This window comes from Klebsiella sp. GG_Kp146 (assembly GCF_040061975.1).
Classification (GTDB): Bacteria; Pseudomonadota; Gammaproteobacteria; order Enterobacterales; family Enterobacteriaceae; genus Klebsiella; species Klebsiella quasipneumoniae.
Window position 1 is genome coordinate 25,945 of record NZ_JBEAHA010000015.1, and the last position, 25,710, is coordinate 51,654.

Consider the following 25,710-nt stretch of genomic DNA (forward strand, 5'->3'; position numbering starts at 1 on the left):
GCAATGCGTAAGCAATGGCTGGGGATCTGCATAGCAGCGGGGCTGCTGGCGGCATGTTCGAGTGATGACGTGCAACAAAAGACGGTCAGTACTCCACAGCCGGCCGTCTGTAATGGCCCGACGGTTGAGATCAGCGGCGCCGATCCGCAGTATGAAACGCCGAACGCGACGGCGAATCAGGATTATGAGCGCGATGGTAAGCGCTACAACATCGTCCAGGATCCGGCAAACTTTACTCAAGCCGGTTTCGCGGCGATCTATGACGCAGAACCCAACAGCAACCTGACCGCCAGCGGTGAAACCTTCGACCCGACGCAGTTGACCGCGGCGCACCCGACGCTGCCGATCCCGAGCTATGCGCGGATCACCAACCTCGCCAACGGGCGCATGATCGTCGTGCGGATTAACGATCGCGGTCCCTACGGCAACGATCGGGTTATCTCGCTCTCCCGCGCGTCCGCCGACCGCCTGAACACCTCGAATAACACCAAAGTGCGTATCGACCCGATCATCGTCGCGCCTGACGGTTCGCTTTCCGGCCCGGGAATGGCTTGTACCACCGTCGCCAAACAGACTTACGCCCTGCCCGCCCGTCCGAATCTGGACGGCGGTGACGCCGCTGGCATGAGCCAGCCCGCGCCCACAGACATTCGCCCGATCAGCAACAGCACGCTGAAGCCGGAAGACAGCGTTGGCGCACCGGTGAACAGCGGCGGTTTCCTCGGCGCCCCGACGCCGCTGAACAGCGGCGTGCTGGAGAGCAGCGAACCCGCGGCCGCCGCCGCGACGGCACCTGCCGCCGGCGCCACGCCAGCAGCGCCGGTGACCGCGCCCGGCTCCATCCAGGGTAGCGTCGCGCCCGCAGCGGCCACCGCCGCAGCCGCCGGCGCCGTTGCCGCTTCGTCTTCCGCCACCTCCAGCGCCAGCGGTAGCTTTGTCGTGCAGGTGGGCGCAGTGAGCGACCAGGCGCGGGCGCAGCAGTATCAGCAGCGTCTGAGCCAGCAGTTCTCTGTGCCGGGCCGGGTCATGCAAAACGGCGCGGTGTGGCGTATTCAGCTGGGGCCGTTTGCCGACAAGGCGCAGGCCAGCGCCGTTCAGCAGCGCCTGCAAAGCGAAGCGCAGCTGCAGTCCTTTATTACTCGCGCCAACTAAAGGCCGCGGGCAGGCCGTTCACCTTGCGCATGTAAAAGTCATTAACAAACTCATGCGCAATGTCGGATGCTGGCCCGCAGAGCATTTGCTATAGTAAGGCACTTTTTTTAACTCCATCACGGATGCCGTTGTTCTGACCATGAAGACCTCTTTCACCGCTCGTTTACTCATCACGGCGCTCTCCGTTGCAGCGCTCTCCTCCGCTGCCCGCGCCGATGACCTGAATATCAAAACGATGATCCCAGGCGCCCCGCAGATTGACGCCGAATCCTGGATCCTTATCGATTACAACTCTGGCAAGGTGCTGGCTGAAAACAACGCCGACTCCCGCCGCGACCCGGCCAGTCTGACCAAAATGATGACCAGCTATGTTATCGGTCAGGCGATGAAAGCGGGTAAATTCAAAGAGTCCGATCTGGTCACCGTCGGCAACGACGCCTGGGCCACCGGCAACCCGGTATTCAAAGGCTCTTCCCTGATGTTCCTCAAGCCGGGGATGCAGGTGCCGGTTTCCCAGCTGATCCGCGGTATCAACCTGCAGTCCGGTAACGATGCCTGCGTGGCGATGGCCGACTATGTCGCCGGCAGCCAGGACGCCTTCGTCAGCCTGATGAACAACTACGTCAACGCCCTCGGCCTGAAAAACACCCATTTCCAGACTGTTCACGGCCTCGATGCTGACGGCCAGTTCAGCTCGGCGCGCGACATGGCGCTGATTGGCCAGGCGCTGATCCGCGACGTGCCGAACGAGTACTCCATCTATCGTGAGAAAGAGTTCACTTTCAACGGCATCCGCCAGCTGAACCGTAATGGCCTGCTGTGGGATAACAGCCTGAACGTCGACGGCATCAAAACCGGCCACACCGACAAAGCGGGCTACAACCTCGTCGCTTCCGCCACCGAAGGGCAGATGCGTCTGATCTCGGCGGTAATGGGCGGCCGGACGTTCAAAGGGCGTGAGTCGGAAAGCAAAAAACTGCTGACCTGGGGCTTCCGCTTCTTCGAAACCGTCAACCCAATTAAAGCCGGCAAAGAGTTTGCATCCGAACCGGCCTGGTTCGGCGACAGCGATCGCGCTTCGCTGGGGGTGGATAAAGACGTCTACCTGACCATCCCGCGCGGCCGGATGAAAGATCTGAAAGCCAGCTACGTGCTGAATAACACTGAGCTGCACGCCCCGCTGCAGAAAAACCAGGTCGTCGGCACCATTAACTTCCAGCTGGATGGTAAAACCATTGACCAGCGCCCGCTGGTGGTGCTGCAGGAAATTCCGGAAGGTAATTTCTTCGGTAAAATTATTGATTACATTAAATTAATGTTCCACCACTGGTTTGGTTAAAAATCGAACACTTGAAAGTGTGATTTCCATCCCCATATACTATTCATCCAAGTAACCTGATAACTCCCGCCCTTGGTGGGAGTTATTATTTTGTCGTAACACCGGAGCTGACATGAAAACCAAACTTAACGAACTGCTTGAATTCCCTACGCCATTTACTTACAAAGTAATGGGGCAGGCGTTGCCTGAGCTGGTTGATCAGGTGGTGGAAGTGGTACAGCGCCATGCGCCTGGTGATTACTCGCCGTCAGTAAAACCGAGCAGCAAAGGTAACTACCACTCGGTCTCCATCACCATCAACGCCACCCACATTGAACAAGTGGAAACGCTGTACGAAGAGTTAGGCAATATCGATATCGTTCGGATGGTGCTGTAACCTTTTCCCTGACCCGGCCGCTGTGCCGGGTCTTCTCATTCCCTCCCGCACGGCTGTGATATACTCCCCGACCTGAATTCTCTCTTCCCGGCGGAGATATTGTTTTGCAGCACAATAAAATTCTAATCCGGCAGCTTGGCCTGCAACCTTACGAACCCGTCTCGCAGGCGATGCATGAATTTACCGACGCCCGTGATGAAGATACCCTCGATGAGATCTGGCTGGTGGAACATCACCCGGTCTTCACCCAGGGTCAGGCCGGCAAAGCGGAACACCTGCTGGTGCCCGGTGATATTCCGGTGATCCAGAGCGATCGCGGCGGGCAGGTAACCTATCACGGCCCGGGACAGCAGGTAATGTACGTCCTGTTGAACCTCAAGCGCCGCAAGCTGGGCGTGCGTGAACTGGTGACGCTGCTGGAGCAAACGGTCGTCAATACCCTTGCCGAATACGGTATTGAGTCGCACCCACGCGCCGACGCCCCTGGCGTCTACGTCGGCGATCGTAAAATATGCTCTCTGGGGCTGCGCATCCGTAAAGGCTGCTCTTTCCACGGCCTGGCGCTCAATATCGCTATGGATCTGACGCCGTTTCTGCGTATCAACCCCTGCGGCTATGCCGGTATGGAGATGACGCAAATGCGCCAGTGGCAGCCGGAAGCCACTCCGGAGAGAGTCGCTCCGCGGCTGGTCGCCCATCTGCTGGCGCTGCTGAACAATCCCCCGCACGAATACCTTCCTCAGGGTTAAGGGCCGACCAGCGCCCCGCTGACGGCGGGGTGCTGAACGAGTAACACATTATTTTTGCAATCAATTGTCACGCACGGCAACGCGGTGGGCCGCTATACTTGGCCTATCATTCCCAACCGGACTCATCGCGTGCCAGAGAATACGCCGCCGTCAGAATCTCCTGACCGACAGGACGAACGTTACGACCGTCAGATGTTTCGCATCCTGCGTAATATTGACCTCAATCTGTTGACCATCTTCGAAGCCGTGTATGTACACAAAGGTATCGTCAATGCCGCGAAGATACTCAATATCACGCCGTCGGCCATTAGCCAGTCAATAAACAAACTGCGGGCGCTGTTCCCCGATCCGCTGTTTATCCGTAAAGGCCAGGGCGTAACGCCCACCGCCTATGCCACCCATCTTCACCAGTATATCAGTCGCGGTATGGAAGCTTTCCTCAGCGCGCTGGATATCACCGGCAGCCCGCACCAGCAGCGGGTGATCACTATCGCCACCACGCCAGCCATGGGGGCGCTGCTGATGCCTGGCCTGGCCAGCGCGCTGAAGCCGGTCTTTCCGCAGATCCTGCTGCACAACATCGCCCTCACCGACGCCGCGCGGCAGCTCGACCAGCGCCAGGTGGATTTGTTGATTGATACCCATCTGCACAGCGGCCAGGCGATAAGCCATCACGTGCTGTATCAGGAACGGGTGCAGATGTACTGCCGCGCTGGGCATCCCGCGCTGGACGGTCCGCAGGATGAAACTACCCTCGCGAAGTATGAATTTGCGCTGCTGCTGCCGGAAGGCCAGCGCTACCCTACGCTGCACCGTCGGCTGCAGGAGGAGATGGGCGAACGCCGCTGCGGTTTCAGCACCTTCAACCTGCTAACCCAGGCGGCAATGATCGCCGAGAGCGACATGCTGGGGCTGACCACCGAGCGCCTGTTCGCCATGGTATCCCGTCTCTGGCCGCTGCAGACCCTGGACTTCCCCTCCCTTAGGGAAGAGCAGATTGATGTTGCGCTGCACTTCAATAAGCAGAGCGGGAAAGAGCCATTGCTGAAAGAGATCATTGAGACCGTGATCCAGACGTTCAAGGTGTAGCGCACGGAAGGGAAAAGGATAAAACAACAACTATTTTACAATTTGCCGGGCAGGCAGGCTGCTTTCTGCCCCTTTTCAATGGTATACTGCCTGCTCTTGATTCAAAAATAGTTGATAATTGCAACATTTCATTGAATTAATTCGCTTTCCTTCGTGACTCGCAACTGGAACACGCACGCTATGAGTAAACCCATTGTGATGGAACGCGGTGTTAAGTACCGCGACGCCGATAAAATGGCCCTTATCCCGGTGAAGAACGTGGCAACTGAGCGTGAAGCTCTGCTCAGAAAACCGGAATGGATGAAAATCAAACTTCCGGCAGACTCGTCCCGTATCCAGGGAATCAAAGCAGCGATGCGTAAGAACGGCCTGCACTCCGTGTGCGAAGAGGCCTCCTGCCCGAACCTTGCAGAGTGCTTCAACCACGGTACCGCGACCTTTATGATCCTCGGCGCGATCTGTACCCGCCGTTGCCCATTCTGCGACGTGGCGCATGGCCGCCCGATCGCGCCAGATGCGAACGAGCCACAGAAGCTGGCGCAAACTATCGCCGATATGGGGCTGCGCTACGTGGTGGTCACTTCGGTGGACCGTGACGACCTGCGCGATGGCGGCGCACAGCATTTTGCCGACTGCATCAGCGCCATTCGCGAGAAAAACCCGACGATTAAAATCGAAACGCTGGTCCCGGATTTCCGCGGCCGTATGGATCGCGCCCTGGATATTCTGACGGTGACCCCGCCGGACGTCTTCAACCACAACCTCGAAAACGTACCGCGCCTCTATCGTCAGGTGCGTCCGGGCGCGGATTACAACTGGTCGCTGAAGCTGCTGGAGCGTTTTAAAGAAGCGCACCCGGAGATCCCGACAAAATCCGGCCTGATGGTGGGCCTGGGCGAAACCAACGACGAGATCATCGAAGTCATGCGCGACCTGCGCCGTCATGGCGTCACCATGCTGACGTTAGGCCAGTATCTGCAGCCGAGCCGTCACCACCTGCCAGTGCAGCGTTACGTTAGCCCGGAAGAGTTTGAAGAGATGAAAGCGGAAGCCATGGCGATGGGCTTCACCCACGCCGCCTGCGGCCCCTTCGTTCGCTCTTCCTATCACGCCGACCTGCAGGCTAAAGGGATGGAAGTTAAATAACCTGCCGCTTCTCCCGCTGCGTCACGTCCTGGCGCAGCGGCGCTCTCCGCTTCATTCGCTTCGCCTTCCCGTAACAGTTAGTTGCATCTTTCCTGCACGGCGTCGACAAAAACGACAAAGGCCGCAACGTCAAACGTCGCGGCCTCTTCGCCGTACCACCCGCATCCCACCAGGGGACGCAGCCGGAGAATTACTCTTTATGAGAGAGCTTCTGCGCCGGTGCTTCGTCTTCAGCGGTGGTTTTCTTCGCGCTATCGTCATCTTCGTTCATGGCTTTTTTAAAGCCCTTGATAGCCGACCCCAGGTCGCCGCCCAGCGTACGTAATTTCTTGGTACCAAACACTAAGATAATCAGTGCTGCGACTACCAGCAGTTTGGTAATACTAATCTCACCCATAGCTAACCTTCTTCTCTATACAAGCTGCGAATACGCCATCATACACGCATTTATCCGTCATATTGTAATCCACCTGTGCGTGGGCTGCGTGAATCAGCCCGAGGCCTCCCCTCCGGGAGTGAGCGCTGGGGTGTCCGTCCTGACGTGCACAGCGAATTATTGGGATAAACAATACGGGTATTTGGCGCGCGGACACAATAGCAATCTGTAACAAGGTGAATCAAGCCTTGTTTAAAAAAACGTCACAATAATTGCGGTGACGCAAACCGTCGGTTCTGCAGCACCGGCAAACGCTCGCGAACCCGCGCAAGGTAGTCTGCGGAAATATCGGCATAGATCAGCTGCGGCTCGCTCCCCGCGCCCGCCACGGTGGTCCCCAGCGGATCGACGATGCGGCTCTGCCCGATGTTACGCGTCCCGCATTCGCCTGCCGCCACGACGTAGCAGGTCGTGTCCAGCGCGCGCGCCGCCAGCAGCGTCGCCCAGTGATGCTCTTTTTGCGGCCCTTTCACCCATGCGGTGGGCAGCACCAGCAGCTGCGCCCCGTTCAGCGCCAGCGACAGCGCCAGCTCCGGAAAACGCAGATCGTAACAGGTCATCAGGCCAACGCGGAAACCCGCCACTTCAATCACCGGCGGGATTTGCCGGCCGGGATCCACCCGCCGGGACTCCTGCATTGCGAAGGCGTCGTATAAATGAAGTTTGTGATAATGGGCAATAACCTTCCCTTTACGCAATACCACCAGCGTGTTGGTTGCTCTCCCCTCCCCCGACGGCACATGCAGCGTCAGGATCGTCGTCAGGCCGTTACGCGCGCTCTCGGCCAGCAGCAGCTGTAAAAACTCTCCATCCAGCGTTTGGGCCGATTTCACCGACAGATCCGGGTCGTTGTCATCACGTGCCAGCAACGCCTCCGGCAGCACCAGCAGCGCCGCCCCTTCACGCGCCGCCTGCTGCATCATCGCCACACAAGTTTGCGCATTCGTCCGCCATACTGGCGTGACGATAAACTGCCCTGCCGCTACCCGCATGTTTTTCTCCCGTCAGGTTATGAATAGCCAATTGCGCCCGTTGCGCGCTACACTTGACACTCTCTTACATCAAATAGCAGGAAACGACCGTGTTTCAACTTCTTTGCGCCGTTTTTATTGGCGGCGGCACCGGCAGCGTTTTGCGCTGGTGGCTCGGCATGAAGCTCAATCCTGTGCACCATGCTATCCCGATTGGGACACTGACTGCCAACCTGTTAGGCGCCTTTGTGATCGGCGCCGGGCTGGCGTGGTTTAATAGACTGACCGGCATTGACCCGATGTGGAAACTGCTGATCACCACAGGTTTCTGCGGCGGGTTGACCACCTTCTCCACCTTCTCTGCGGAAGTGGTGTTTCTTCTGCAGCAGGGGCGAGTGAGCTGGGCGCTCCTCAACGTCGCGGTGAACTTGCTGGGCTCATTTACCATGACGGCTGTCGCCTTCTGGCTCTTCTCGCAGGCCGCCAGCCGCTAAAGGCGTAATCAACAGGCAAAAAAAAACCCGCTGATTAGCGGGTTTTTATATTCTACTGACGCGTTGCTTACAGAGCGATTACGTTTGCAGCAGAAGGGCCTTTGGCACCGTTAGTGATTTCGAACTCTACGCGCTGACCTTCAGCCAGAGTTTTGAAACCGTTGGACTGGATTGCAGAGAAGTGTACGAATACATCTTTGCTGCCATCTTCCGGAGTAATGAAACCGAATCCTTTGGACTCATTAAACCACTTAACGTTACCTTTAATCTTAGACATCAAAATTACCTTTATATGAAAAATCGACACTAATGCTGTGTCGGGTATCAGTACACCAATTGTGGTACCTTTTGTCCAGTGCAACTTTGCTAAAAAGTGATAAAAGTCGCTATCTTTTTTAGTGGGTAACGCTTTAGTCCTTGTTTTTCCACAAGACGCATCGCTTATCTCATTTATTGCTAAGACTTAGCGAATTAAAACTGTATGCGAGCCCAGGCGAAGTAAACGTTACCGTTATTGTAGGTACCGGGAATATAGGTCATCTGGAACGTTGCCGGACCGTAACCTATTGACGCTAAGGGCAAGATCACCGGAATCGGGATGTAGTTCCAGTTATCGCGCGCCGTCACCCCGAGGGTATAGCCGAGACCGAGGCGGAAGTTCTGGTCCGTCAGCGGCCGCCAGGTTTTCTCCCAACCGTAGCCGCCGATGGGTTCCCACTTATTGAAAGAGTCTTTAAACGCCATCAGGTACAGGCCGTGCCAGTTCCCTTTCTCATCCCAGCGCGAAACGCCGAAGCCTGCCCCCCACGGACGTTCATTATACTTGTCCGTCTTTTCCTTATCATAAGCAAAGCGCGCGTGCCAGGTGATGGCTGGAACGTACAGATCATAGTGCTCCGGCTCATTCCAGGTCTGCGCAACGTTATTACTTAAGGTATGGTAACCTTCGCTAAGGGTCGATGAAAACGACGCGCTGGCGTTTCCGGATACCAATAACCATCCTAAAAAACCAAGAGAAAACAATGAAAAACGACGTAACATCAACACTTTTCTATTACCACTTTCATTTAAAAGCCACCTAAAATAGCAAAGATAGTCTCAATACAGGTTGAACGAAATAAGGCAAACTCCTGATTTTCGCCCGCTGACCATCAGAACCGCTTAACTATCCATCTGGTGATTATATCCAGGCGGGACGGGAGGGGCGTAGTTCTTATCGCTTTATTGATTTGCATCAGCGAGTTTCGTCCGTTTTTTCGGCACATTCGCACATTAAAATTTGGTGTGGCGCTTTTTAACTACATATTCTTTGGGCTTAGGGGAAATGAATGCTGACGTTTGTTGAGATCCTGATCGGGATTGCGGTCATTGTGGGCGTCGCCCGCTATATCATTAAGGGCTATTCAGCCACCGGCGTGCTGTTCGTCGGCGGCTTAATATTGCTGATCGTCAGCGCCCTGCTGGGTCATAAAGTCTTACCAGGCAATACCGAGGGCACCGGTTACTCCGCCACTGACATTATTGAATACATTAAGATTCTACTCATGAGCCGTGGCGGCGATTTGGGTATGATGATCATGATGCTGTGCGGTTTCGCCACCTATATGACGCATATTGGCGCCAATGATATGGTGGTGAAATTAGCCTCAAAGCCATTGCGCTATATCAATTCGCCCTATCTGCTGATGATTGCCGCCTACTTTGTCGCCTGCCTGATGTCGCTGGCCGTCTCCTCCGCGACCGGCCTCGGCGTCCTGCTGATGGCGACGCTGTTCCCGGTGATGGTAAACGTTGGTATCAGCCGCGGTGCGGCGGCGGCCATCTGCGCCTCCCCGGCGGCGATTATCCTTTCGCCTACCTCGGGTGACGTCGTGCTGGCGGCAAAAGCGGCCGAAATGCCGCTGATCGACTTTGCCTTCAAGACCACGCTGCCGATCTCCATCGCCGCTATCATCTGCATGGCGATCGCCCACTTCTTCTGGCAGCGCTACCTGGATAAAAAAGAGAACATTTCCCACGAAATGCTCGACGTCAACGAGATCACCACCAATGCCCCGGCGCTGTACGCCATCCTGCCGTTTACCCCGATTATTGGCGTACTGATCTTTGATGGCAAATGGGGGCCGGAACTGCACATTATTACCATCCTCGTCGGCTGCATGCTGCTGGCGGCGATCCTCGAATTCCTGCGCGGGTTCAACACCAAAAACGTCTTCAGCGGACTGGAAGTCGCCTACCGCGGGATGGCTGACGCCTTCGCCGGGGTGGTGATGCTGCTGGTCGCCGCCGGCGTTTTTGCTCAGGGATTAAGCACCATCGGCTTCATCAACGGTCTGATCTCCATCGCCACTTCCTTCGGCTCGGCCAGTATTATTCTGATGCTGGTGCTGGTGATCCTGACCATGCTGGCGGCGATGACCACCGGCTCCGGCAATGCCCCGTTCTACGCCTTTGTCGAGATGATCCCCAAGCTGGCGCACTCCTCCGGCATCAATCCCGCCTATCTGTCGATCCCGATGCTGCAGGCCTCTAACCTTGGCCGCACGATCTCGCCGGTCTCCGGCGTGGTGGTGGCCGTCGCCGGGATGGCGAAGATCTCCCCGTTCGAAGTGGTCAAACGCACCTCGGTGCCGGTGATGGTTGGCCTGCTGGTGGTGATTGTCGCGACCGAGATCCTCGTCCCGGGCAGCGCGGTCCACTAATGGTCTAACCACGTGAAAAGGCGCCAGCAGGCGCCTTTTTTATGCTTTAATAACTCCCCGTTATCTTTTGCCATCCACAATCAGGAATAAACATGTTCAGGAAGGAATTCGCCGCGCTTGCCCTTGTGCTTACCGCCACTCAGGCCGGCGCTGAACCGCTCACCGCGACGCGATACGCTGATTTTGACCGCTATGTCCTGGCCCTCTCCTGGCAAACCGGATTCTGTCAGAGCATGTATGACCGTAACCGCAACGAACCGGAAGAGTGCCGCCTGCAGCAGGAAACCGCGAATAAAGCCGATTTTCTGACCGTGCACGGTCTGTGGCCCGGGCTGCCAAAGTCCATTGCCGCGCGCGGAGTGGATGAACGACGCTGGATGCGCTACGGCTGCGCCACGCGCCCGCTGCCCGACATGCCGGAGGTGAAAGCGAACCGCAAATGTCAGGCGGCGGAGACGGGGTTGTCGCTGGAGATGGCCAACAAACTGAATAGCGTGATGCCGGGCGCGGGCGGCACCTCCTGCCTCGAACGTTACGAATATGCCAAACATGGCGTCTGCTTCGGCTTCGATCCCGACAGCTATTTTGGCGCCATGGTGCGCCTGAACGGGGAAATTAAGCGCAGCCCGGTTGGTGATTTCCTTGCCAAACACTATGGCCAAACCGTCAGCCGGGCCGACTTCGACGCCGCCGTGGCCCGCGCCTGGGGTCCGCAGAGCGTGAAGGCGTTTAAATTAACCTGTAACGGTAATCCTGCCTATTTGACCGAGATGCAAATCTCGCTCAACGCCGCGACCATCAACGCCCCACTGGCCACCTCCGCCTTTGTGCCCCAGCCTCACCCGGGTAACTGCGGCGCGCAGTTTATCCTCGATAAGGTTGGCCACTAGCGCAACGCGGCGTGCTGTTCAAAAAACGTCCTCCTCCGGTGGCGTTGCGCGCTGATTGTGCGTTTCATCACTTCAAACTGCCGGCAACTCTCAGTATGATGGGAGAACCTTAACCCTTGCCTTTTTCGGCGAGGGTTTTCTTTTACGGACAGGTTCCTGGATAACATGGAGTATGCAATGACCAGACCCGCAATCATCATTAACGAACTGGATGCCGAACGTATCGACAGGCTGCTGGAGCAGCCGGCTTTCGCCAGCTCGCCGGTTGCCGATGCCCTGAACGACGAGCTCGACCGCGCGCAAATGCTGGCGCCGGAAGCGATGCCGCACGATGTCGTCACCATGAACAGTACGGTTAAATTCCGCGATTTAACCAGCGGCGAAGAGCGCGTGCGGACGCTGGTGTTTCCGACGCAGGTGACCGACAGCGCCAGCCAGCTCTCCGTCCTCGCGCCGGTGGGCGCCGCGCTGCTCGGCCTCAAGGTCGGCAGCACCATTCACTGGGAGCTGCCGGGCGGGGCGTCGACGCACCTGGAAGTGCTGGCGCTGCTGTACCAGCCGGAAGCCGCTGGCGAATTCCACCGTTAATCCCCGCTGCCTGAGGCGTATCGCGCTTTATTCAGAGGATGTCCACACATCCTCTTTCTGCTGTCTTTCCCCCCGCTAACCTTTTTTTACGCTTTGCGCCTGCCTGACTGACAGTTTTGCGACCTGAATGACACAATATCCGCATATAATATGTTGATATAGACGCAAACGAACAAGGAGGATTGCATATGTATAAGACTATCATTATGCCGGTTGATGTCTTTGAGATGGCGCTGAGCGATAAAGCCGTCCGGCATGCGGAGTTTCTGGCCCAGCAGGACGGGGTGATCCATCTGCTCCACGTGTTACCCGGTTCAGCGAGCTTCACGATGAGCCGTTTTACCGCCGACCTGCGGCGTTTTGAGGAACATCTGCAGCACGAGGCGGAAACCCGCCTGCAGACCATGGTCAGCCATTTCAGCATTGACCCATCGCGGATCAAGCTGCATGTGCGTTTCGGCAGCGTGCGCGACATGGTCAACGAACTGGCCAGCGAAATAAACGCCGACGTGGTGGTGATTGGCTCACGCAATCCCTCCATCAGTACCCACCTGTTGGGCTCCAACGCCTCGAGCGTCATCCGTCATGCCCATATTCCGGTGATGGTCGTCAGGTAAGGCTGAGGAAAAGCGCATAAAAAAAGAGGCTACCACCGGGTAGCCTCTTTGTTATGCAGGTCTATTGTCTGACTTGTTATGCGGTTTTCGTGCGGATCAGATAGTCGAAGGCGCTCAGCGACGCTTTCGCCCCCTCCCCTGCCGCGATGATAATCTGCTTGTACGGCACGGTGGTGCAGTCACCGGCGGCGAATACGCCTTTAACGTTGGTTTCGCACTTCGCATCGATGATGATCTCGCCCATACGGTTACGCTCAACCGCGCCTTCCAGCCAGGTGGTGTTAGGCAGCAGGCCGATCTGCACGAAGATGCCCGCCAGCGCGACGTGATGCTCATCGCCGCTCACCCGGTCACGATACTGCAGACCGGTGACCTTGCTGCCGTCGCCTTTCACTTCCGTGGTCTGCGCATTGAGAATGATGTCGACATTCTTCAGACTGCGGACTTTATCCTGCAGCACCTGGTCGGCCTTCATCTCCGGTGCGAATTCCAGCAGGGTCACGTGTTCCACAACGCCCGCCAGGTCGATGGCGGCTTCCACGCCGGAGTTCCCCCCGCCGATCACCGCCACGCGCTTACCTTTAAACAGCGGGCCGTCGCAGTGCGGGCAGTAGGTTACGCCCTTGGTGCGATACTGATCTTCGCCCGGCACGTTCATGTTGCGCCATTTCGCCCCGGTGGCAATGATGACGCTGCGCGCCTTCAGCACCGCGCCGGAGGCGGTTTCGATCTGATGCAGGCCGCCCTCTGTCGCCGCTGGCGTCAGTTTGGTCGCGCTCTGGGAGTCGATCACATCGACGTTATAGTCGCTAACGTGCGCTTTCAGGGCCCCGGCCAGCTTCTGGCCTTCGGTTTTCGGCACCGAAATGTAGTTTTCGATATCCACGGTATCCAGCACCTGGCCGCCGAAGCGCTCGCCCATCAGGCCGGTACGAATCCCTTTACGCGCAGAGTAAACCGCGGCCGCCGCGCCGGACGGGCCGGAACCGACGATCAGCACATCGTAAGCGTCACGCTGATTCAGCTCTTCCGCTGCGCGTTTTTCCGCACCGGTGTCCACTTTGGCGACGATTTCCGTCAGCGTCATCCGCCCCTGACCAAACTCCTGGCCGTTCATGAATACCGCCGGCACGCCCATCACGTTGCGTTCGGTGATCTCATTCTGGAACGTCCCGCCATCAATCGCCGTATGTTTGATACGCGGGTTGAGCACCGCCATCAGGTTCAGCGCCTGGACCACGTCCGGACAGTTATGGCAGGAGAGCGAGTAGTAGGTTTCAAACTCGAAGTCGCCATCGATATCGCGGATCTGCTCCAGCAGAGACTGGGCCTCTTTCGACGGATGACCGCCGGTCCACAGCAGCGCCAGCACTAGCGAGGTAAACTCGTGGCCCAGCGGGGAGCCCGCAAAGCGTGGGCCCTGGTCGGAACCGGGGTTAGTAATCAGGAACGATGGCTTGCGTACCGCCAGCGTGTTGTCTTCTTTAAAGGTGACTTTGTCTGACAGTTCAGCAATTTCAGCCAGCAGTTCCCTGATTTCTGCCGATTTAGCGCTGTCATCCAGCGTGGCAATCAGCTCAACAGGCTTGGTCAGCTTCTCAAGATAGGCCTTGAGCTGGGTTTTCATGTTGGTGTCGAGCATTGTTATCTCCTGGGCTTAAAACATCATCATGCAAGCGGCCTCGTCCAGGCAGCCTGAATGCGCTTGCATCATGGTGTTGGAATGAAATGGGCGCAGGTGCGCCCATGACTGAAGTAATTTCCAAAGTATTTCGCGTCAGAGCAAGGCGGCTAGCCTGAGAATCCCCGAGAGCTTACTAAAGTAAGCGACCGGGGTGAGCAGGCGACGCCAACTCAGCTATTGCGTGAAAGACGACGGAAATTTTAATTCACCAGTATTTCGCGTTAGAGCAAGGCGGCAAGCTTATGAACCCCCGGAAGCTTACACGAGTAAGTGACCGGGGTGATTAAGCGCAGCCAACGCCGCTATGATGCGAAAGACGCCGTGATTATTAGATTTTGCCGACCAGGTCCAGAGATGGAGCCAGCGTCGCTTCGCCTTCTTTCCATTTCGCCGGGCACACTTCGCCTGGGTGGGAAGCAACATACTGCGCCGCTTTGATTTTACGCAGCAGGTCAGACGCGTCACGGCCGATACCTTCAGCGGTAACTTCGATCGCCTGGATGATACCCTGCGGGTCAACCACGAAGGTGGCGCGGTCAGCCAGACCTTCATCTTCACGCATGTTGTCGAAGTTACGGGTCAGGGCGCCAGTCGGGTCGCCAATCATCGCGTATTTGATTTTCGCGATGGTTTCAGAGCTGCTGTGCCACGCTTTGTGGGTGAAGTGGGTATCGGTAGAAACAGAGTAAACGTCTACGCCCAGCTTCTGCAGTTCTTCGTAATGGTCAGCCACGTCGCCCAGTTCGGTCGGGCAGACGAAGGTGAAGTCAGCCGGATAGAAGAAGAAGACGCTCCAGCGGCCTTCGGTGTCTTTCTCGGTGACTTCGATGAATTCACCATTTTTGAATGCCTGGTTTTTGAACGGTTTGATTTTGGTGTTAATTAAGGACATCTATACTTCCTCCGTGTTTTCGTTGAGGTCTAAGTTAACGAATTTTTCCTGACCCGACCAATGCGTTTACATTATCGAATCAATAAGCGTTATCTAACAACCGGAACAAGACAACTATGTGAACCTGTCGACGCGTTCAGCGCAGTTCGCTGTTTTTCGCATCATTTGCCGCGACAAAAGTAAAAAGGCCACCCTTTCAGGCGGCCCCGTTACCTGAAATACCCGAAGGTAGGTTCAGCGCCAGTCAGACTGGCTATGTGTTGCGCTCTACATTACCTTAATGTAACAGCATCCAGGATTACATCACCCACGCCAGGAAAGGGCAATCCGTCGTTCTGCTGATCCTGCCTATAACTGTAATAGGTTTGGCAATGTTTCTTCCTTTCCTGCTGATTTTACAAGGAATACTCATGTTAAAACGTCTGCTGTTGCTCAGCCTTTTGCCTTTTTGTAGCTATGCGGAAGAACTGCCCGCCCCGGTAAAAGCAATTGAAAAACAGGGCATTACCATCATCAAACCCTTTGACGCGCCGGGGGGAATGAAGGGCTGGCTGGGGAAATACCAGGATATGGGCGTCGCCATCTACCTTACGCCTGACGGCAAACATGCCATTTCCGGTTATATGTACGACGAAAACGGCAACAACCTCAGCGAGCAGTTATTTCAAAAAGCGCTCTACACGCCGGCGGGACAGGAGATGTGGAAGAAGATGGCCAGCGCCCACTGGCTGCAGGATGGTAACAAAGACGCCCCCATCGTGCTGTATGTCTTTGCCGATCCCTTCTGCCCTTACTGCAAACAGTTCTGGCAGCAGTCCCGTCCCTGGGTGGAGGCCGGTAAAGTGCAGATCCGCACCCTGCTGGTGGGCGTGATCAAGCCGGAGAGCCCGGCCACCGCCGCGGCGATCCTCGCCAGTAAAGATCCGGCGAAAACCTGGCACGATTACGAACAATCGAACGGCAAAATGGCCCTGACGATACCGAAGGCTATCCCGCCGGAGAAAATGAAAATGCTCAACGTCAACCAGCAGCTGATGGACGATCTGGGGGCCAACGTCACGCCAGCTATTTATTATATGAATAAGGATAATATGCTGCAGCAGGTGGTCGGCCTGCCGGATAAAGAGAAGCTGTCTATTATGATGGGTGAAAAAGAGTAATTCCGTCCCGGTGTGGCGCCTGGCGAAACCGATCTCTGGTGCCACTACCGATAGTAAGATATATTAAGCAAAACTTAACTTTATTTGCCCACAATTAAATTCACACCACAAATACTAAGACTCAAGATATTATCGTTAGACATATTTTAACTTACACTGGCAATTAACAGGACTGTATTAATGGCAAATCTTTACGATCTGAAAAAGTTCGATCTGAATTTATTGGTAATTTTTGAATGTATCTATCAGCACTTAAGCATCAGCAAAGCGGCGGCAATGTTATTTATCACCCCGTCAGCGGTAAGTCAGTCATTGCAGCGTCTGCGTCAGCAGTTAGACGATCCGCTATTTGTGCGCGTCGGGAAGGGAATGACGCCCACCACCGCCTGCGTGAATCTTCATTACCACCTGCAGCAAAATCTGGAGCAGCTGGAAAAAACGATCAATCTCAATAACCGCTCCGATCTGCGTAAACGTATTGTAATATATGGCCCCCCGCTGTTCTGTTCAGTAAACAGCCACTTTATGATTAACCAGCTTTCTCATCAGGCCAACTTGCAAATTGAGCACCATAACCTGACCACCACCGAATCGGCAGAGGAGCTGCTGGCATATCGCCAGGCTGACCTGGTGTTCACCCGAATGCCCATCACCAACCGCGCCACGATCTGTCAGCCCTATCAGACGGTGCAGACCCTCGCGGTGTGTCGGACGAACCATCCGCGGCGCGAGGCGCTCACGTCAGTTGACGCGCTGGCGCAGGAGTTTTTCACCCACTATATTACCAACGATCCCGTTATCCAGCGCGTTCAGCAAAGCAGCACGCCCTGGCTGAATCCGCGTAATATTGCCTTTCGCAGCGACTCTTTTATGACCATTCTTAACATGATCAATAAAACCGATCTGATTGGCTTCTTGCCGTCCTATTTATATGATTTTATTTCGCCAGCCATGCAACTTCACGTCCTCGATATAAATGAACTTTTTCCAGACATTACGATATATATTAACTACCATCAATCATCTACACAAAATCATTTTTTATCTGAATTAATCACCATTTTAATGAATGACAGAGAGATATCACGACCCCTACTCAATAACAGCCAATAACGATCCGACTTATTGACCCTCCCAAGGGAAGGGAAAGTCGACCATTAATTTCCCACGCATCATCGTTTATACTGAGCGAACGGGAATCTCTAGTATTAAAGGATTAATGGTCATGTCATTTATCAAATATCCCTTACCGGAATCGGTGCTGCAGGCGACGGAGCAGCGGATCGATTGGGTTATGGATAATTTTTCACGCATTTGCGTCTCTTTCTCTGGCGGAAAAGACTCTACCGTTATGCTCCATTTAACCGCGCAGGCAGCGCGGTTACAGGGTAAGAAAATCAGCGTACTGTTTATTGACTGGGAAGCGCAGTTCTCCTGCACCATCGCTCACTGTGAAAAACTGCGCGCCCTCTATCAGGATGTTATCGATACCTTTTACTGGGTCGCCCTGCCGCTCACTACCCAAAATGCCCTGACGCAGTATAAGCCGCAATGGCAATGCTGGCAGCCCGGCACCGCCTGGGTCCGCCAGCCCCCCTCCTGGGCCATTACCCACCCGGGCTATTTTTCGTTTTATCAGCCGGGGATGAGCTTTGAAGCCTTCGTCAGCCACTTTGCCGAGTGGTTTTCACAGCGCCGTCCCGCCGCCGTGCTGGTGGGTATTCGGGCAGATGAGTCGCTGAATCGCTTTATGACCATCTCTTCTCAGCGAAAACAGCGCTTCGCCGACGATAAACCGTGGACCACCTCGGCACCGGGCGGCCACGCCTGGTACATCTACCCGCTCTATGACTGGAAAACCGCCGATATCTGGACCTGGTTTGCTAAAAGCGGCCAGCCCTATAACCCGCTGTACGATCTGATGTATCAGGCCGGTGTGCCGCTGCGCTATATGCGCATCTGCGAACCCTTCGGTCCGGAGCAGCGCCAGGGGCTATGGCTGTACCATGTGCTGGAGCCGGAGCGCTGGGCCGCGATGTGCCAGCGGGTGAGCGGCGCGCACAGCGGCGGCGTCTATGCCGGGCATGATAATCAATTCTACGGTCACCGAAAAATCGACAAACCGGACCATTTGACATGGAAAAGCTATGCGCTGTTTCTGCTCGACAGCATGCCGGAAACCACCGCCGAGCATTACCGCAATAAGATCGCCGTCTACCTGCGCTGGTACCAGAAAAAAGGCATGGAAGAGATCCCCGATACTCAGCCCGCGGACGTTGGCACCAAAGATATCCCCTCCTGGCGACGGATCTGCAAAGTGCTACTCAACAATGACTACTGGTGCCGCCAGCTCTCCTTCAGCCCAACCAAAAGCAGCCACTATCAGCGCTACCGAAAACGTATGGAAAAACATCGCCAACAATGGGGGATATTATGCAACAACAACTAACGCAGGCGCTGGACAATTTCCTGCAAACGCTGGATGACGAAGCGCGTATCGAGGCTATCAACGCGTTTCGCCAGATGCTCCACCAACACAGCCCCTTCCGCTCGCAGCCCGTTGACTGTGTGCTGTGGGTCAAACAGGAGCAGGTTATCCCCAACGACTATAACCCGAATAATGTGGCGCCGCCGGAGAAGCGCCTGCTGCAGACCTCGCTGGAGGCCGATGGCTTTACCCAGCCGGTGGTGGTCATCAGGCAGGGACAGCAGGGGTACGCGATTGTCGACGGTTTTCACCGCCATGAGCTGGCCTGCAGCAAAGCGTCGCTGAAAAAACAGCTGAAAGGCTATCTACCGGTCACCTGCCTGACGAATGAAGAGGCCTCACGCGACGGGCTGATGGCAGCGACAATACGCCACAACCGGGCGCGCGGACGCCACCAAATCCACGCCATGTCAGATATTGTCCGCGAGCTAACCCGGCTCGGCTGGACGCCGCAGAAGATCGGCAAAGAGCTGGGAATGGATGCCGATGAGGTGCTGCGCCTGAAGCAAATTAGCGGCCTGGCAGAGATGTTCGCCGACCGCCAGTTCTCTCAGGCGTGGACCATAAAGTAACTACAGCTCGCACAAACGCGCCGCCGCGGCCAGCAGGGTCTCCGGTTGTTTAGCGAAGCACAAGCGGATCAGCTTGTGCGGGAACGGGTCGGCGCAGAAGACGGAGAGCGGGATCGCCGCCACCCCAACCTCGGTCGTCAGCCAGCGGCAGAAGCTGACGTCGTCAAGGTCGGAGATGGCGCTGTAGTCCGCCAGCAGGAAATAGGTCCCCTCACAGGGCAGGAGCTCCAGCCGGCTGGGGCGCAGCGCCTCAATAAACAGATCGCGGCGTTCACGATAAAAGGCCGGTAGTTCTTGGTAGTGATCCGGCTCCTCGCGCAGCATGTCGGCGATCGCCAGCTGCGCCGGGGTATTTACCGAGAAGGTGAGATACTGGTGCACCTTGCGCAGCTCCGCGCTGATGGCCGCCGGGGCCACGCAGTAGCCAACCTTCCAGCCGGTCATATGAAACGTTTTGCCAAACGAAGAGACCGCCACCGCCCGCTCGCGCAATAGCGGATGCGCCAGCACGCTGGCGTGGCCGTCTTCGGCAAAGTTGATATGCTCATAGACCTCGTCGCTGAGAACATAGATCTCGCGTTCGGCAATCGCCTGCCACAGGGCGGCAAAATCCTCGCGTTGCCAGACCGTGGCCGAGGGGTTGTGCGGGGTGTTGAGGATCACCAGCCGGGTTTTGTCGCTCAGCGTCGCGGCAAACTGCTGCCAGTCGACGCGAAAATGCGGCGGCTGAAGGGCAATACGGCGTAATTCGCCGCCGGCCAGCGCCACCGCGGGGGCATAGCTGTCGTAGCTGGGATCGAAACAGACCACCTCGTCGCCGCGGCGCACCAGAGCGGTAATCGCCGCGAACAGGGCCTCTGTCGCCCCGGCGGTGACCGTGATATCGCTGTTGACGTCGGGTCGATATCCATACCGCTCCGCCGTCTTGTCAGCGATCGCCTCGCGCAGCGCCGGCACGCCGGTCATCGGGGCATACTGATTCGCCCCCTGCGCCACGTGGTACGCCAGACGCTCCTGAAGATAGCGCGGGCCGTCGAAATCGGGAAAGCCCTGCGACAGGTTTATGGCCTGATGCTGCTGGGCGAGAGCGCTCATCTGGGTAAAAATGGTGGTGCCAAGTGACGGGAGTTTACTCTCTGGAATCAATGGGTTATTACTCATTCTTTTTGTACCGATTGTAATGCTGTTGTTGAAGCCACTATAACACGATGTTAATATTTGGCAATCAAGACGCTTAGACGTCTAAATGCTAATGTTATTCCACGCTACGCCCACTCTGGAGAAACCATGATCCGCGCCATCGTGACCGACATAGAAGGCACCACCAGCGATATCCGCTTCGTGCATAACGTGCTGTTCCCCTACGCCCGCGAACGACTGGCCGGCTTTGTGACCGCTCAACAGCACGCTGAACCGGTGAGAACGATCCTCGACAACTTGCGCCGCGAGACAGACGCCCCCGCCGCCAGCACCGCCGACCTGATTGCTACCCTCTTCGCTTTTATGGACGAAGATCGGAAATCCACTGCGCTGAAGGCGCTGCAGGGGATCATCTGGCGCGATGGCTACCTCAACGGCGACTTTACCGGCCATCTCTACCCGGACGTGCTGCCGGCGCTGGAGAAATGGAAAGCACAGGGCATTGATCTGTATGTATATTCTTCTGGCTCCGTGGCAGCGCAGAAATTGTTATTTGGCTACAGCGATGAAGGTGATATTACTCATCTGTTTACGGGCTATTTCGATACCCTGGTAGGCGCCAAACGCGAAGCGCAGTCCTACCGCAATATTGCTGAACACCTGGGCCACGCCCCCGGAGCCATCCTGTTCCTGTCGGATATCCATCAGGAACTCGACGCCGCCGAAGCCGCGGGGTTGCGCACTGTCCAGCTGGTACGCGGCGACCGCGACCCGGCAAGCCGCCACCCTCAGGTTCAGCGTTTTGACGACATTCATCCGGAGCAGATCCCAGCATGAGCGCATTAACCCTTTTTTCCGTGAAAGATCCGCAAACGCCGGTCTGGCACAGCACCGACGCCAAAGCGATTCAGGAGCAGCTTAACGCCAAAGGCGTCCGTTTTGAGCGCTGGCAGGCTGACCGCGATCTCGGCGCGGCCCCCAGCGCAGAAACAGTGATTGCCGCCTATCAGCATGCGATTGACAAACTGGTCGCCGAAAAGGGCTATCAGAGCTGGGACGTCATCAGCCTGCGCGCCGATAACCCGCAGAAAGAGGCGCTGCGGGAAAAATTCCTGAACGAACACACCCATGGCGAAGACGAGGTCCGGTTTTTTGTCGAGGGCGCCGGCCTGTTCTGCCTGCACATTGGCGACGAGGTGTTCCAGGTGCTGTGCGAAAAGAACGATCTGATTTCGGTTCCCGCCCACACTCCGCACTGGTTTGATATGGGTTCAGAACCGAACTTCACCGCCATTCGCATTTTTGATAACCCGGAAGGCTGGATCGCCCAGTTTACCGGCGACGATATCGCCAGCACCTACCCACGGCTGGCGTAACGTCGCCCTGTCATCAGTCTTAAACCGCCTGGCGCGCGCTTTCCCGGAGGCGGCGCATACCGCGCTTTCTCCGGGCTAGCCGACCCGCCGCCGGCGATCCCTGACACCTAAACCGCAATAAACTTCGGCGGGTCAAAGGCGCTGATCGGCGGCAGTTCCTCTCGCCACGGGGCGATCTCCACCCAACAGCTCTGGGCGCTACAGCCCTGTCCCAGGCGCGAACTGCCGCGATCCTCGGTTAACACGTTGGGATTACCGTGCTTATCGAGGGATCCTTTTTCATTCGGATCCAGAGGGTCATACCAGGCGCCGGTGGACATCTGTACCACCCCCGGCAAAATCTGCTCGCTCAGGTGCACGCCCGCGAGAATCGCCCCACGGTCGTTATACACTTTCACCACGCTGCCTTCGCGGATGTCTCTTGCCTGCGCATCCTGCGGATGCATCCACAACGGCTCGCGTCCCTGAATTTTCGTCGCCCGGCTAACGCTGCCGTGGTCGTACTGACTGTGCAGACGGGCGCGCGGCTGACTGGAGAGCAGATGAAGCGGCCAGCGCGCCGCCTCCTGTCGCTGCCGGGCGGCCTCTTCCTCATCCCACCAGGGATGGCCGGGGCATTCGCGATAGCCAAACCCGGCGACGGTAGCGGAAAAGAGTTCAATCTTGCCGGAGGGCGTGGAAAGCGGATAGCGCTGCGGATCGGCGCGAAAATCGGCGAGAAAGACCTGCGGCCGCGCCGGCGCGCTGTACTCCAGCACCCCTTGCTGCCAGAAGACTTCGAACGAGGGCAGCGCAATGCCCTCCTCCTGCGCCCGCGGTCTTGACTCCTCATAGAGATGGCGCAGCCACTGCCCGGCGTCCCGCCCCTCGCTGAACTGTTCTCCGAAGCCCAACCGCCCGGCAAGATCGAGGAAAATAGCGTAATCATCACGCGCCTCGCCCACCGGCGGGATCTGCGCGCTCATGGCAATCATAAACCCGTCGTGACCGCCGCTGCCGATATCCTCTCGCTCCAGCGAGGTGGTAGCCGGCAGAACGATGTCGGAGAATTTGGCCTGCGCGGTCCAGTACTGCTCATGCACCACCACCGTCTCCGGACGGCGCCAGGCCTCGCACAGTCGGTTAATATCCTGGTGATGATGAAACGCATTGCCTCCCGCCCAGTAGACCAGACGGATGTCGGGATAATGCAGCTGCTGACCGTCGAACTCATAGGCTTCTCCCGGGTGCAGCAGCATATCGGACAGCCGCGCCACCGGGATGACGCTGCCCACCGCATTCTCCCCGGCGGGCAGGCGCGGGCCGGAAAACGCTTTTCGCACCGCGCCCGCCAGGTTGGTACAGGCATAGCCAAACCCGAGGCCGCCGCCGGGCGTGCCGATCTGTCCCAGCAGCGCGGTCAGGGCCACCGTCGCCCAGTAGGCCTGCTCCCCCTGACGGGCGCGCTGGATAGACCAGGAGATATTCACCATCGTCCGGTGGCGGGCCATCTCCCGCGCCAGGTCAGCGATGCGCTGCGCGTCCAGGCCGGTTATCGCCGCCGCCCACGCCGGGGTTTTCGCCACGCCGTCATGCTCGCCCAACAGATAGGCGCGATAGGGGGCAAACCCGACGGTATGGCTGGCGACAAACGCCTGGTCGTAGAGGGACTCAACGATCAGCACATAGCTCAGCGCCAGCAGCAGTGCGGTATCGGTGCCCGGCCGAATGGCCAGCCACTCGGCGTCGGCCACGGCGCTGAGGTCATTGCGCACCGGACTGATATTAATAAACCGCGTGCCGTTGGCCTGCATCTTATCCAGCCAGTACGGCAGCATATGGTCATTGGCGCCGCCGCCGTTGACCTGGGCATTGCGCAGCGGCAGACCGCCAATCGCGACAAACAGCTGACACTCCCGCGCCAGCTCGGAAAAATGGGTATGCTGACGGTGCAGCGGGCTCAGCGGCCCAAGAATATGCGGCAGAATGCGCTCGCCCGCGGCGCTGCTATAGGTATTGGTGCTGGCGGTATACCCGCCAAAGCCCTTAAGAAAACGGTGCAGCTGGCTCTGCGCATGGTGAAAGCGCCCGGCGCTGGCCCAGCCGTAGGAGCCGCCGTAAATCGCCTCATTGCCGCAGCGCTCCTTGACCGAGCGCAGCTCGCGAGCCACCAGGTCCAGGGCCACCTCCCAGCTGACTTCGACAAAGGGCTCCTTGCCTCGCCCTTCTCGTGACGCCGGCCCATGCTGCAGATAGCCGGCGCGCACCGCCGGGCGGCGAATGCGCGTTTGGCTGGTCACCGCGTCGGGGAGCGATTGACCGATGCGTGAGGGGTTTTTATCCCAGGGCACCGGCTTAACCGCCACGATCTCGCCCTCGCGGCTCTCCACCTGCCAGGTTCCCCAGTGCATCACCGTATAATTATGCTGTTTCTTCATAGCGCCCGCGTTCTTCTCAGCCTAAGGTTCGTTAAAATAAAGCGGGGAAATGCGGTAATATTCCTTACCCGGCCAGATATTGCTCTGCTAAAAAAAGCGTTAACCCGCGCAATCTTCTCTTTTTCGCAGTAGAGGCCGTATTTCCCATGCACTCATAATATTAAGAAAATTGTCTTTATCCGCTAAATAAACACAGAACAAACCAAAAATAAAACCACAAAATAAAAAGGCCTACCCGGCATCATGAAATATTTTCAGGTTCTTCATGACAAAATAAACTTTTTCTCTGACGTTTCCGCGATATAACATTGCCGGCATAACTTAGACTTATTTTGTATTTGAGGTGGCGAGGTGCTTCTTGTCATGCTACCGGTCCGCAACCACCTTCATCACAGGATCATAATAACAATGTCGCAGAAGAGAAAATTATTGCCTGCCGCGCTGGGACTGCTTTCCCTTGCTTCGCTGAGCGTCACCGCCGCTGACGCCCTCTCCTTACAGGGAAAAACCATTGGCGTTGCCGTCGTAGGCACCCAGCATTTCTGGGATCGCGAGGCTTTTAAAGGCGCGACAGAGGAAGTGGAGAAGCTGGGGGGCAAAGTCATTGGCGTCGATGGCGGCCGGGATAATCAGGTTCATGCCAATAATCACGATATTTTACTGTCACGCAAGGTGGACGCGGTAATTAGTATTCTCGGCGACAGCGCCGTCGAACCCAAATTTAAAGCATTACGTGATGCCGGCATCCCGGTATTCACCGTGGATCATGTTTCACAATATTCGGTCAACAATTCCACCTCCGATAACTACACTCTGGGCTCCACCATCGGTCGCTACATGGCGGACGAATTAGGCGGCAAAGGTAATGTGGCTGTATTTAACGCGTTCTCCAGCGCGCTGCGTATTTGCGGAATTCGTTACGATCAGTGGAAATATGTCCTTAAGGATTATCCGGATATTCATATTATCCAGCCTGAGCTCGCGGAACAGTTCGCCAACTCGCCGGAAGACGCGCGGAAGAAAACCCTCGAATTACTCAGCCAGTATCCGAAAGGCAAACTGGATGCCATCCATGTCGCCTGCTGGGATCAACCGGCCATCGGTATCGTCCAGGCGCTGGAAGAGACCGGTCGTGATAAGGACGTGAAAGTGACGGCCATCGACGCCGGCCCGGAGACACTGGAGATCATGGCGGAGCCCGGCAGCCCCTTCGTGGCTAACGTCGCACAGCAGCCGCATCTGATCGGCCAGACCTCCGCCGATAACGTGGCCCGCTACTTTGCCGGTCAGAAACTGCCGGTGCAAACCTTTATCCCGGTCATACCGGTGAAAGGTCCGCAGGAAGCGAAAGCGGTGTATAAACAGTTGGGATACGGCGAACTGCAGTGATAATTCAACACCCTGGCGGGGAGCGCCCCGCCGCGGGTCTGGT

26 protein-coding genes are annotated in these 25,710 nt (G+C 56.8%); 18 read left to right on the forward strand and 8 right to left on the reverse strand.

Annotation, left to right across the window (positions count from 1 at the left end):
* Nucleotides 1–3 precede the first annotated feature (3 nt).
* The 6 genes from rlpA (at nucleotide 4) to lipA (ending at nucleotide 5,851) form a co-directional block, all read left to right on the forward strand.
* Nucleotides 4–1,152 (forward strand): endolytic peptidoglycan transglycosylase RlpA, encoded by a 1,149-nt coding sequence (rlpA, locus tag ABLU95_RS18065; RefSeq protein WP_348880131.1) that lies wholly within the window; start codon nucleotides 4–6, stop codon nucleotides 1,150–1,152.
* Nucleotides 1,153–1,291: 139 nt separating this feature from the next.
* Entirely contained in the window at nucleotides 1,292–2,491 is a 1,200-nt protein-coding gene (gene dacA / locus ABLU95_RS18070; protein ID WP_023288831.1) for a D-alanyl-D-alanine carboxypeptidase DacA, read from the forward strand.
* Between the two features lie 112 nt (nucleotides 2,492–2,603).
* Complete coding sequence (ybeD, locus tag ABLU95_RS18075; protein WP_002894474.1) at nucleotides 2,604–2,867, forward strand: DUF493 family protein YbeD; 264 nt, start codon at nucleotides 2,604–2,606, stop codon at nucleotides 2,865–2,867.
* Nucleotides 2,868–2,971: 104 nt separating this feature from the next.
* Nucleotides 2,972–3,616 carry a lipoyl(octanoyl) transferase LipB gene (lipB, locus tag ABLU95_RS18080; RefSeq protein WP_065882532.1) on the forward strand — a complete coding sequence of 215 codons (645 nt, stop codon included), beginning with the start codon at nucleotides 2,972–2,974 and terminating at the stop codon, nucleotides 3,614–3,616.
* A 129-nt stretch (nucleotides 3,617–3,745) separates the two neighbouring features.
* A complete protein-coding gene (locus tag ABLU95_RS18085) occupies nucleotides 3,746–4,705 on the forward strand; it encodes a YbeF family transcriptional regulator (protein WP_074442609.1) in 960 nt (319 codons plus the stop codon).
* Nucleotides 4,706–4,885: 180 nt separating this feature from the next.
* The gene (lipA, locus tag ABLU95_RS18090) at nucleotides 4,886–5,851 is read left to right on the forward strand and encodes a lipoyl synthase (protein WP_065882536.1); all 966 of its coding nucleotides are present in this window, start codon (nucleotides 4,886–4,888) and stop codon (nucleotides 5,849–5,851) included.
* A gap of 190 nt (nucleotides 5,852–6,041) precedes the next feature.
* Here lipA and tatE read toward each other — a convergent pair whose 3' ends face one another.
* Together tatE and ABLU95_RS18100 are read right to left on the reverse strand one after the other, a co-directional pair.
* On the reverse strand, nucleotides 6,042–6,248 hold the full coding sequence (gene tatE, locus ABLU95_RS18095; RefSeq protein ID WP_023288827.1) for a twin-arginine translocase subunit TatE: 207 nt from the start codon (nucleotides 6,246–6,248) through the stop codon (nucleotides 6,042–6,044).
* Between the two features lie 242 nt (nucleotides 6,249–6,490).
* The gene (locus ABLU95_RS18100; RefSeq protein ID WP_065882538.1) at nucleotides 6,491–7,279 is read right to left on the reverse strand and encodes a deaminated glutathione amidase; all 789 of its coding nucleotides are present in this window, start codon (nucleotides 7,277–7,279) and stop codon (nucleotides 6,491–6,493) included.
* A gap of 89 nt (nucleotides 7,280–7,368) precedes the next feature.
* Between ABLU95_RS18100 and crcB the strand changes: the two genes are divergently transcribed.
* Nucleotides 7,369–7,752: a fluoride efflux transporter CrcB gene (gene crcB / locus ABLU95_RS18105; RefSeq protein WP_065882541.1), complete on the forward strand. Its 384-nt coding sequence runs from the start codon at nucleotides 7,369–7,371 to the stop codon at nucleotides 7,750–7,752.
* Nucleotides 7,753–7,819: 67 nt separating this feature from the next.
* Here the strand turns inward: crcB and cspE are convergent, their stop codons facing one another.
* On the reverse strand, nucleotides 7,820–8,029 hold the full coding sequence (gene cspE, locus ABLU95_RS18110) for a transcription antiterminator/RNA stability regulator CspE (RefSeq protein ID WP_002439184.1): 210 nt from the start codon (nucleotides 8,027–8,029) through the stop codon (nucleotides 7,820–7,822).
* A gap of 194 nt (nucleotides 8,030–8,223) precedes the next feature.
* The gene (pagP, locus tag ABLU95_RS18115; protein WP_223171797.1) at nucleotides 8,224–8,745 is read right to left on the reverse strand and encodes a lipid IV(A) palmitoyltransferase PagP; all 522 of its coding nucleotides are present in this window, start codon (nucleotides 8,743–8,745) and stop codon (nucleotides 8,224–8,226) included.
* A gap of 335 nt (nucleotides 8,746–9,080) precedes the next feature.
* Between pagP and dcuC the strand changes: the two genes are divergently transcribed.
* The 4 genes from dcuC to uspG all read left to right on the forward strand — a co-directional run bounded on the left by dcuC (nucleotide 9,081) and on the right by uspG (nucleotide 12,549).
* Nucleotides 9,081–10,454: an anaerobic C4-dicarboxylate transporter DcuC gene (gene dcuC, locus ABLU95_RS18120; RefSeq protein WP_023288824.1), complete on the forward strand. Its 1,374-nt coding sequence runs from the start codon at nucleotides 9,081–9,083 to the stop codon at nucleotides 10,452–10,454.
* Between the two features lie 92 nt (nucleotides 10,455–10,546).
* Complete coding sequence (rna, locus tag ABLU95_RS18125) at nucleotides 10,547–11,344, forward strand: ribonuclease I (RefSeq protein WP_348880135.1); 798 nt, start codon at nucleotides 10,547–10,549, stop codon at nucleotides 11,342–11,344.
* Between the two features lie 177 nt (nucleotides 11,345–11,521).
* On the forward strand, nucleotides 11,522–11,932 hold the full coding sequence (rnk, locus tag ABLU95_RS18130) for a nucleoside diphosphate kinase regulator (protein ID WP_032455114.1): 411 nt from the start codon (nucleotides 11,522–11,524) through the stop codon (nucleotides 11,930–11,932).
* A gap of 188 nt (nucleotides 11,933–12,120) precedes the next feature.
* The gene (uspG, locus tag ABLU95_RS18135) at nucleotides 12,121–12,549 is read left to right on the forward strand and encodes a universal stress protein UspG (RefSeq protein WP_002894401.1); all 429 of its coding nucleotides are present in this window, start codon (nucleotides 12,121–12,123) and stop codon (nucleotides 12,547–12,549) included.
* 76 nt (nucleotides 12,550–12,625) lie between these two features.
* Here uspG and ahpF read toward each other — a convergent pair whose 3' ends face one another.
* Together ahpF and ahpC are read right to left on the reverse strand one after the other, a co-directional pair.
* Nucleotides 12,626–14,191 (reverse strand): alkyl hydroperoxide reductase subunit F, encoded by a 1,566-nt coding sequence (ahpF, locus tag ABLU95_RS18140; protein ID WP_017899084.1) that lies wholly within the window; start codon nucleotides 14,189–14,191, stop codon nucleotides 12,626–12,628.
* Between the two features lie 370 nt (nucleotides 14,192–14,561).
* Complete coding sequence (gene ahpC / locus ABLU95_RS18145; RefSeq protein ID WP_002894394.1) at nucleotides 14,562–15,125, reverse strand: alkyl hydroperoxide reductase subunit C; 564 nt, start codon at nucleotides 15,123–15,125, stop codon at nucleotides 14,562–14,564.
* A gap of 410 nt (nucleotides 15,126–15,535) precedes the next feature.
* Here ahpC and dsbG point away from each other — a divergent pair, with 410 nt between their 5' ends.
* The 4 genes from dsbG to ABLU95_RS18165 all read left to right on the forward strand — a co-directional run bounded on the left by dsbG (nucleotide 15,536) and on the right by ABLU95_RS18165 (nucleotide 19,345).
* Nucleotides 15,536–16,285, forward strand: a complete 750-nt coding sequence (gene dsbG / locus ABLU95_RS18150) for a thiol:disulfide interchange protein DsbG (RefSeq protein WP_065882545.1) — start codon at nucleotides 15,536–15,538, stop codon at nucleotides 16,283–16,285.
* Between the two features lie 180 nt (nucleotides 16,286–16,465).
* Complete coding sequence (locus ABLU95_RS18155) at nucleotides 16,466–17,398, forward strand: LysR family transcriptional regulator (protein WP_101977983.1); 933 nt, start codon at nucleotides 16,466–16,468, stop codon at nucleotides 17,396–17,398.
* A gap of 112 nt (nucleotides 17,399–17,510) precedes the next feature.
* Nucleotides 17,511–18,734 (forward strand): DUF3440 domain-containing protein, encoded by a 1,224-nt coding sequence (locus tag ABLU95_RS18160; protein ID WP_101977984.1) that lies wholly within the window; start codon nucleotides 17,511–17,513, stop codon nucleotides 18,732–18,734.
* Nucleotides 18,719–19,345, forward strand: a complete 627-nt coding sequence (locus tag ABLU95_RS18165; protein ID WP_348880136.1) for a ParB/RepB/Spo0J family partition protein — start codon at nucleotides 18,719–18,721, stop codon at nucleotides 19,343–19,345. Before ABLU95_RS18160 ends, ABLU95_RS18165 begins: the two co-directional genes overlap by 16 nt.
* Here ABLU95_RS18165 and ABLU95_RS18170 read toward each other — a convergent pair whose 3' ends face one another.
* A complete protein-coding gene (locus ABLU95_RS18170; protein ID WP_168380170.1) occupies nucleotides 19,346–20,491 on the reverse strand; it encodes a pyridoxal phosphate-dependent aminotransferase in 1,146 nt (381 codons plus the stop codon).
* A gap of 141 nt (nucleotides 20,492–20,632) precedes the next feature.
* Between ABLU95_RS18170 and mtnC the strand changes: the two genes are divergently transcribed.
* Nucleotides 20,633–21,322: an acireductone synthase gene (gene mtnC / locus ABLU95_RS18175; protein WP_023288816.1), complete on the forward strand. Its 690-nt coding sequence runs from the start codon at nucleotides 20,633–20,635 to the stop codon at nucleotides 21,320–21,322.
* Nucleotides 21,319–21,861: an acireductone dioxygenase gene (locus ABLU95_RS18180; RefSeq protein WP_348880137.1), complete on the forward strand. Its 543-nt coding sequence runs from the start codon at nucleotides 21,319–21,321 to the stop codon at nucleotides 21,859–21,861. The genes mtnC and ABLU95_RS18180 overlap by 4 nt, the downstream gene beginning before the upstream one ends.
* Before the next feature lie 107 nt (nucleotides 21,862–21,968).
* Here the strand turns inward: ABLU95_RS18180 and ABLU95_RS18185 are convergent, their stop codons facing one another.
* Nucleotides 21,969–24,278, reverse strand: a complete 2,310-nt coding sequence (locus ABLU95_RS18185) for a molybdopterin-dependent oxidoreductase (RefSeq protein ID WP_348880138.1) — start codon at nucleotides 24,276–24,278, stop codon at nucleotides 21,969–21,971.
* Nucleotides 24,279–24,686: 408 nt separating this feature from the next.
* Here ABLU95_RS18185 and ABLU95_RS18190 point away from each other — a divergent pair, with 408 nt between their 5' ends.
* Entirely contained in the window at nucleotides 24,687–25,667 is a 981-nt protein-coding gene (locus ABLU95_RS18190; RefSeq protein WP_023288813.1) for a sugar ABC transporter substrate-binding protein, read from the forward strand.
* Nucleotides 25,668–25,710 lie beyond the last annotated feature (43 nt).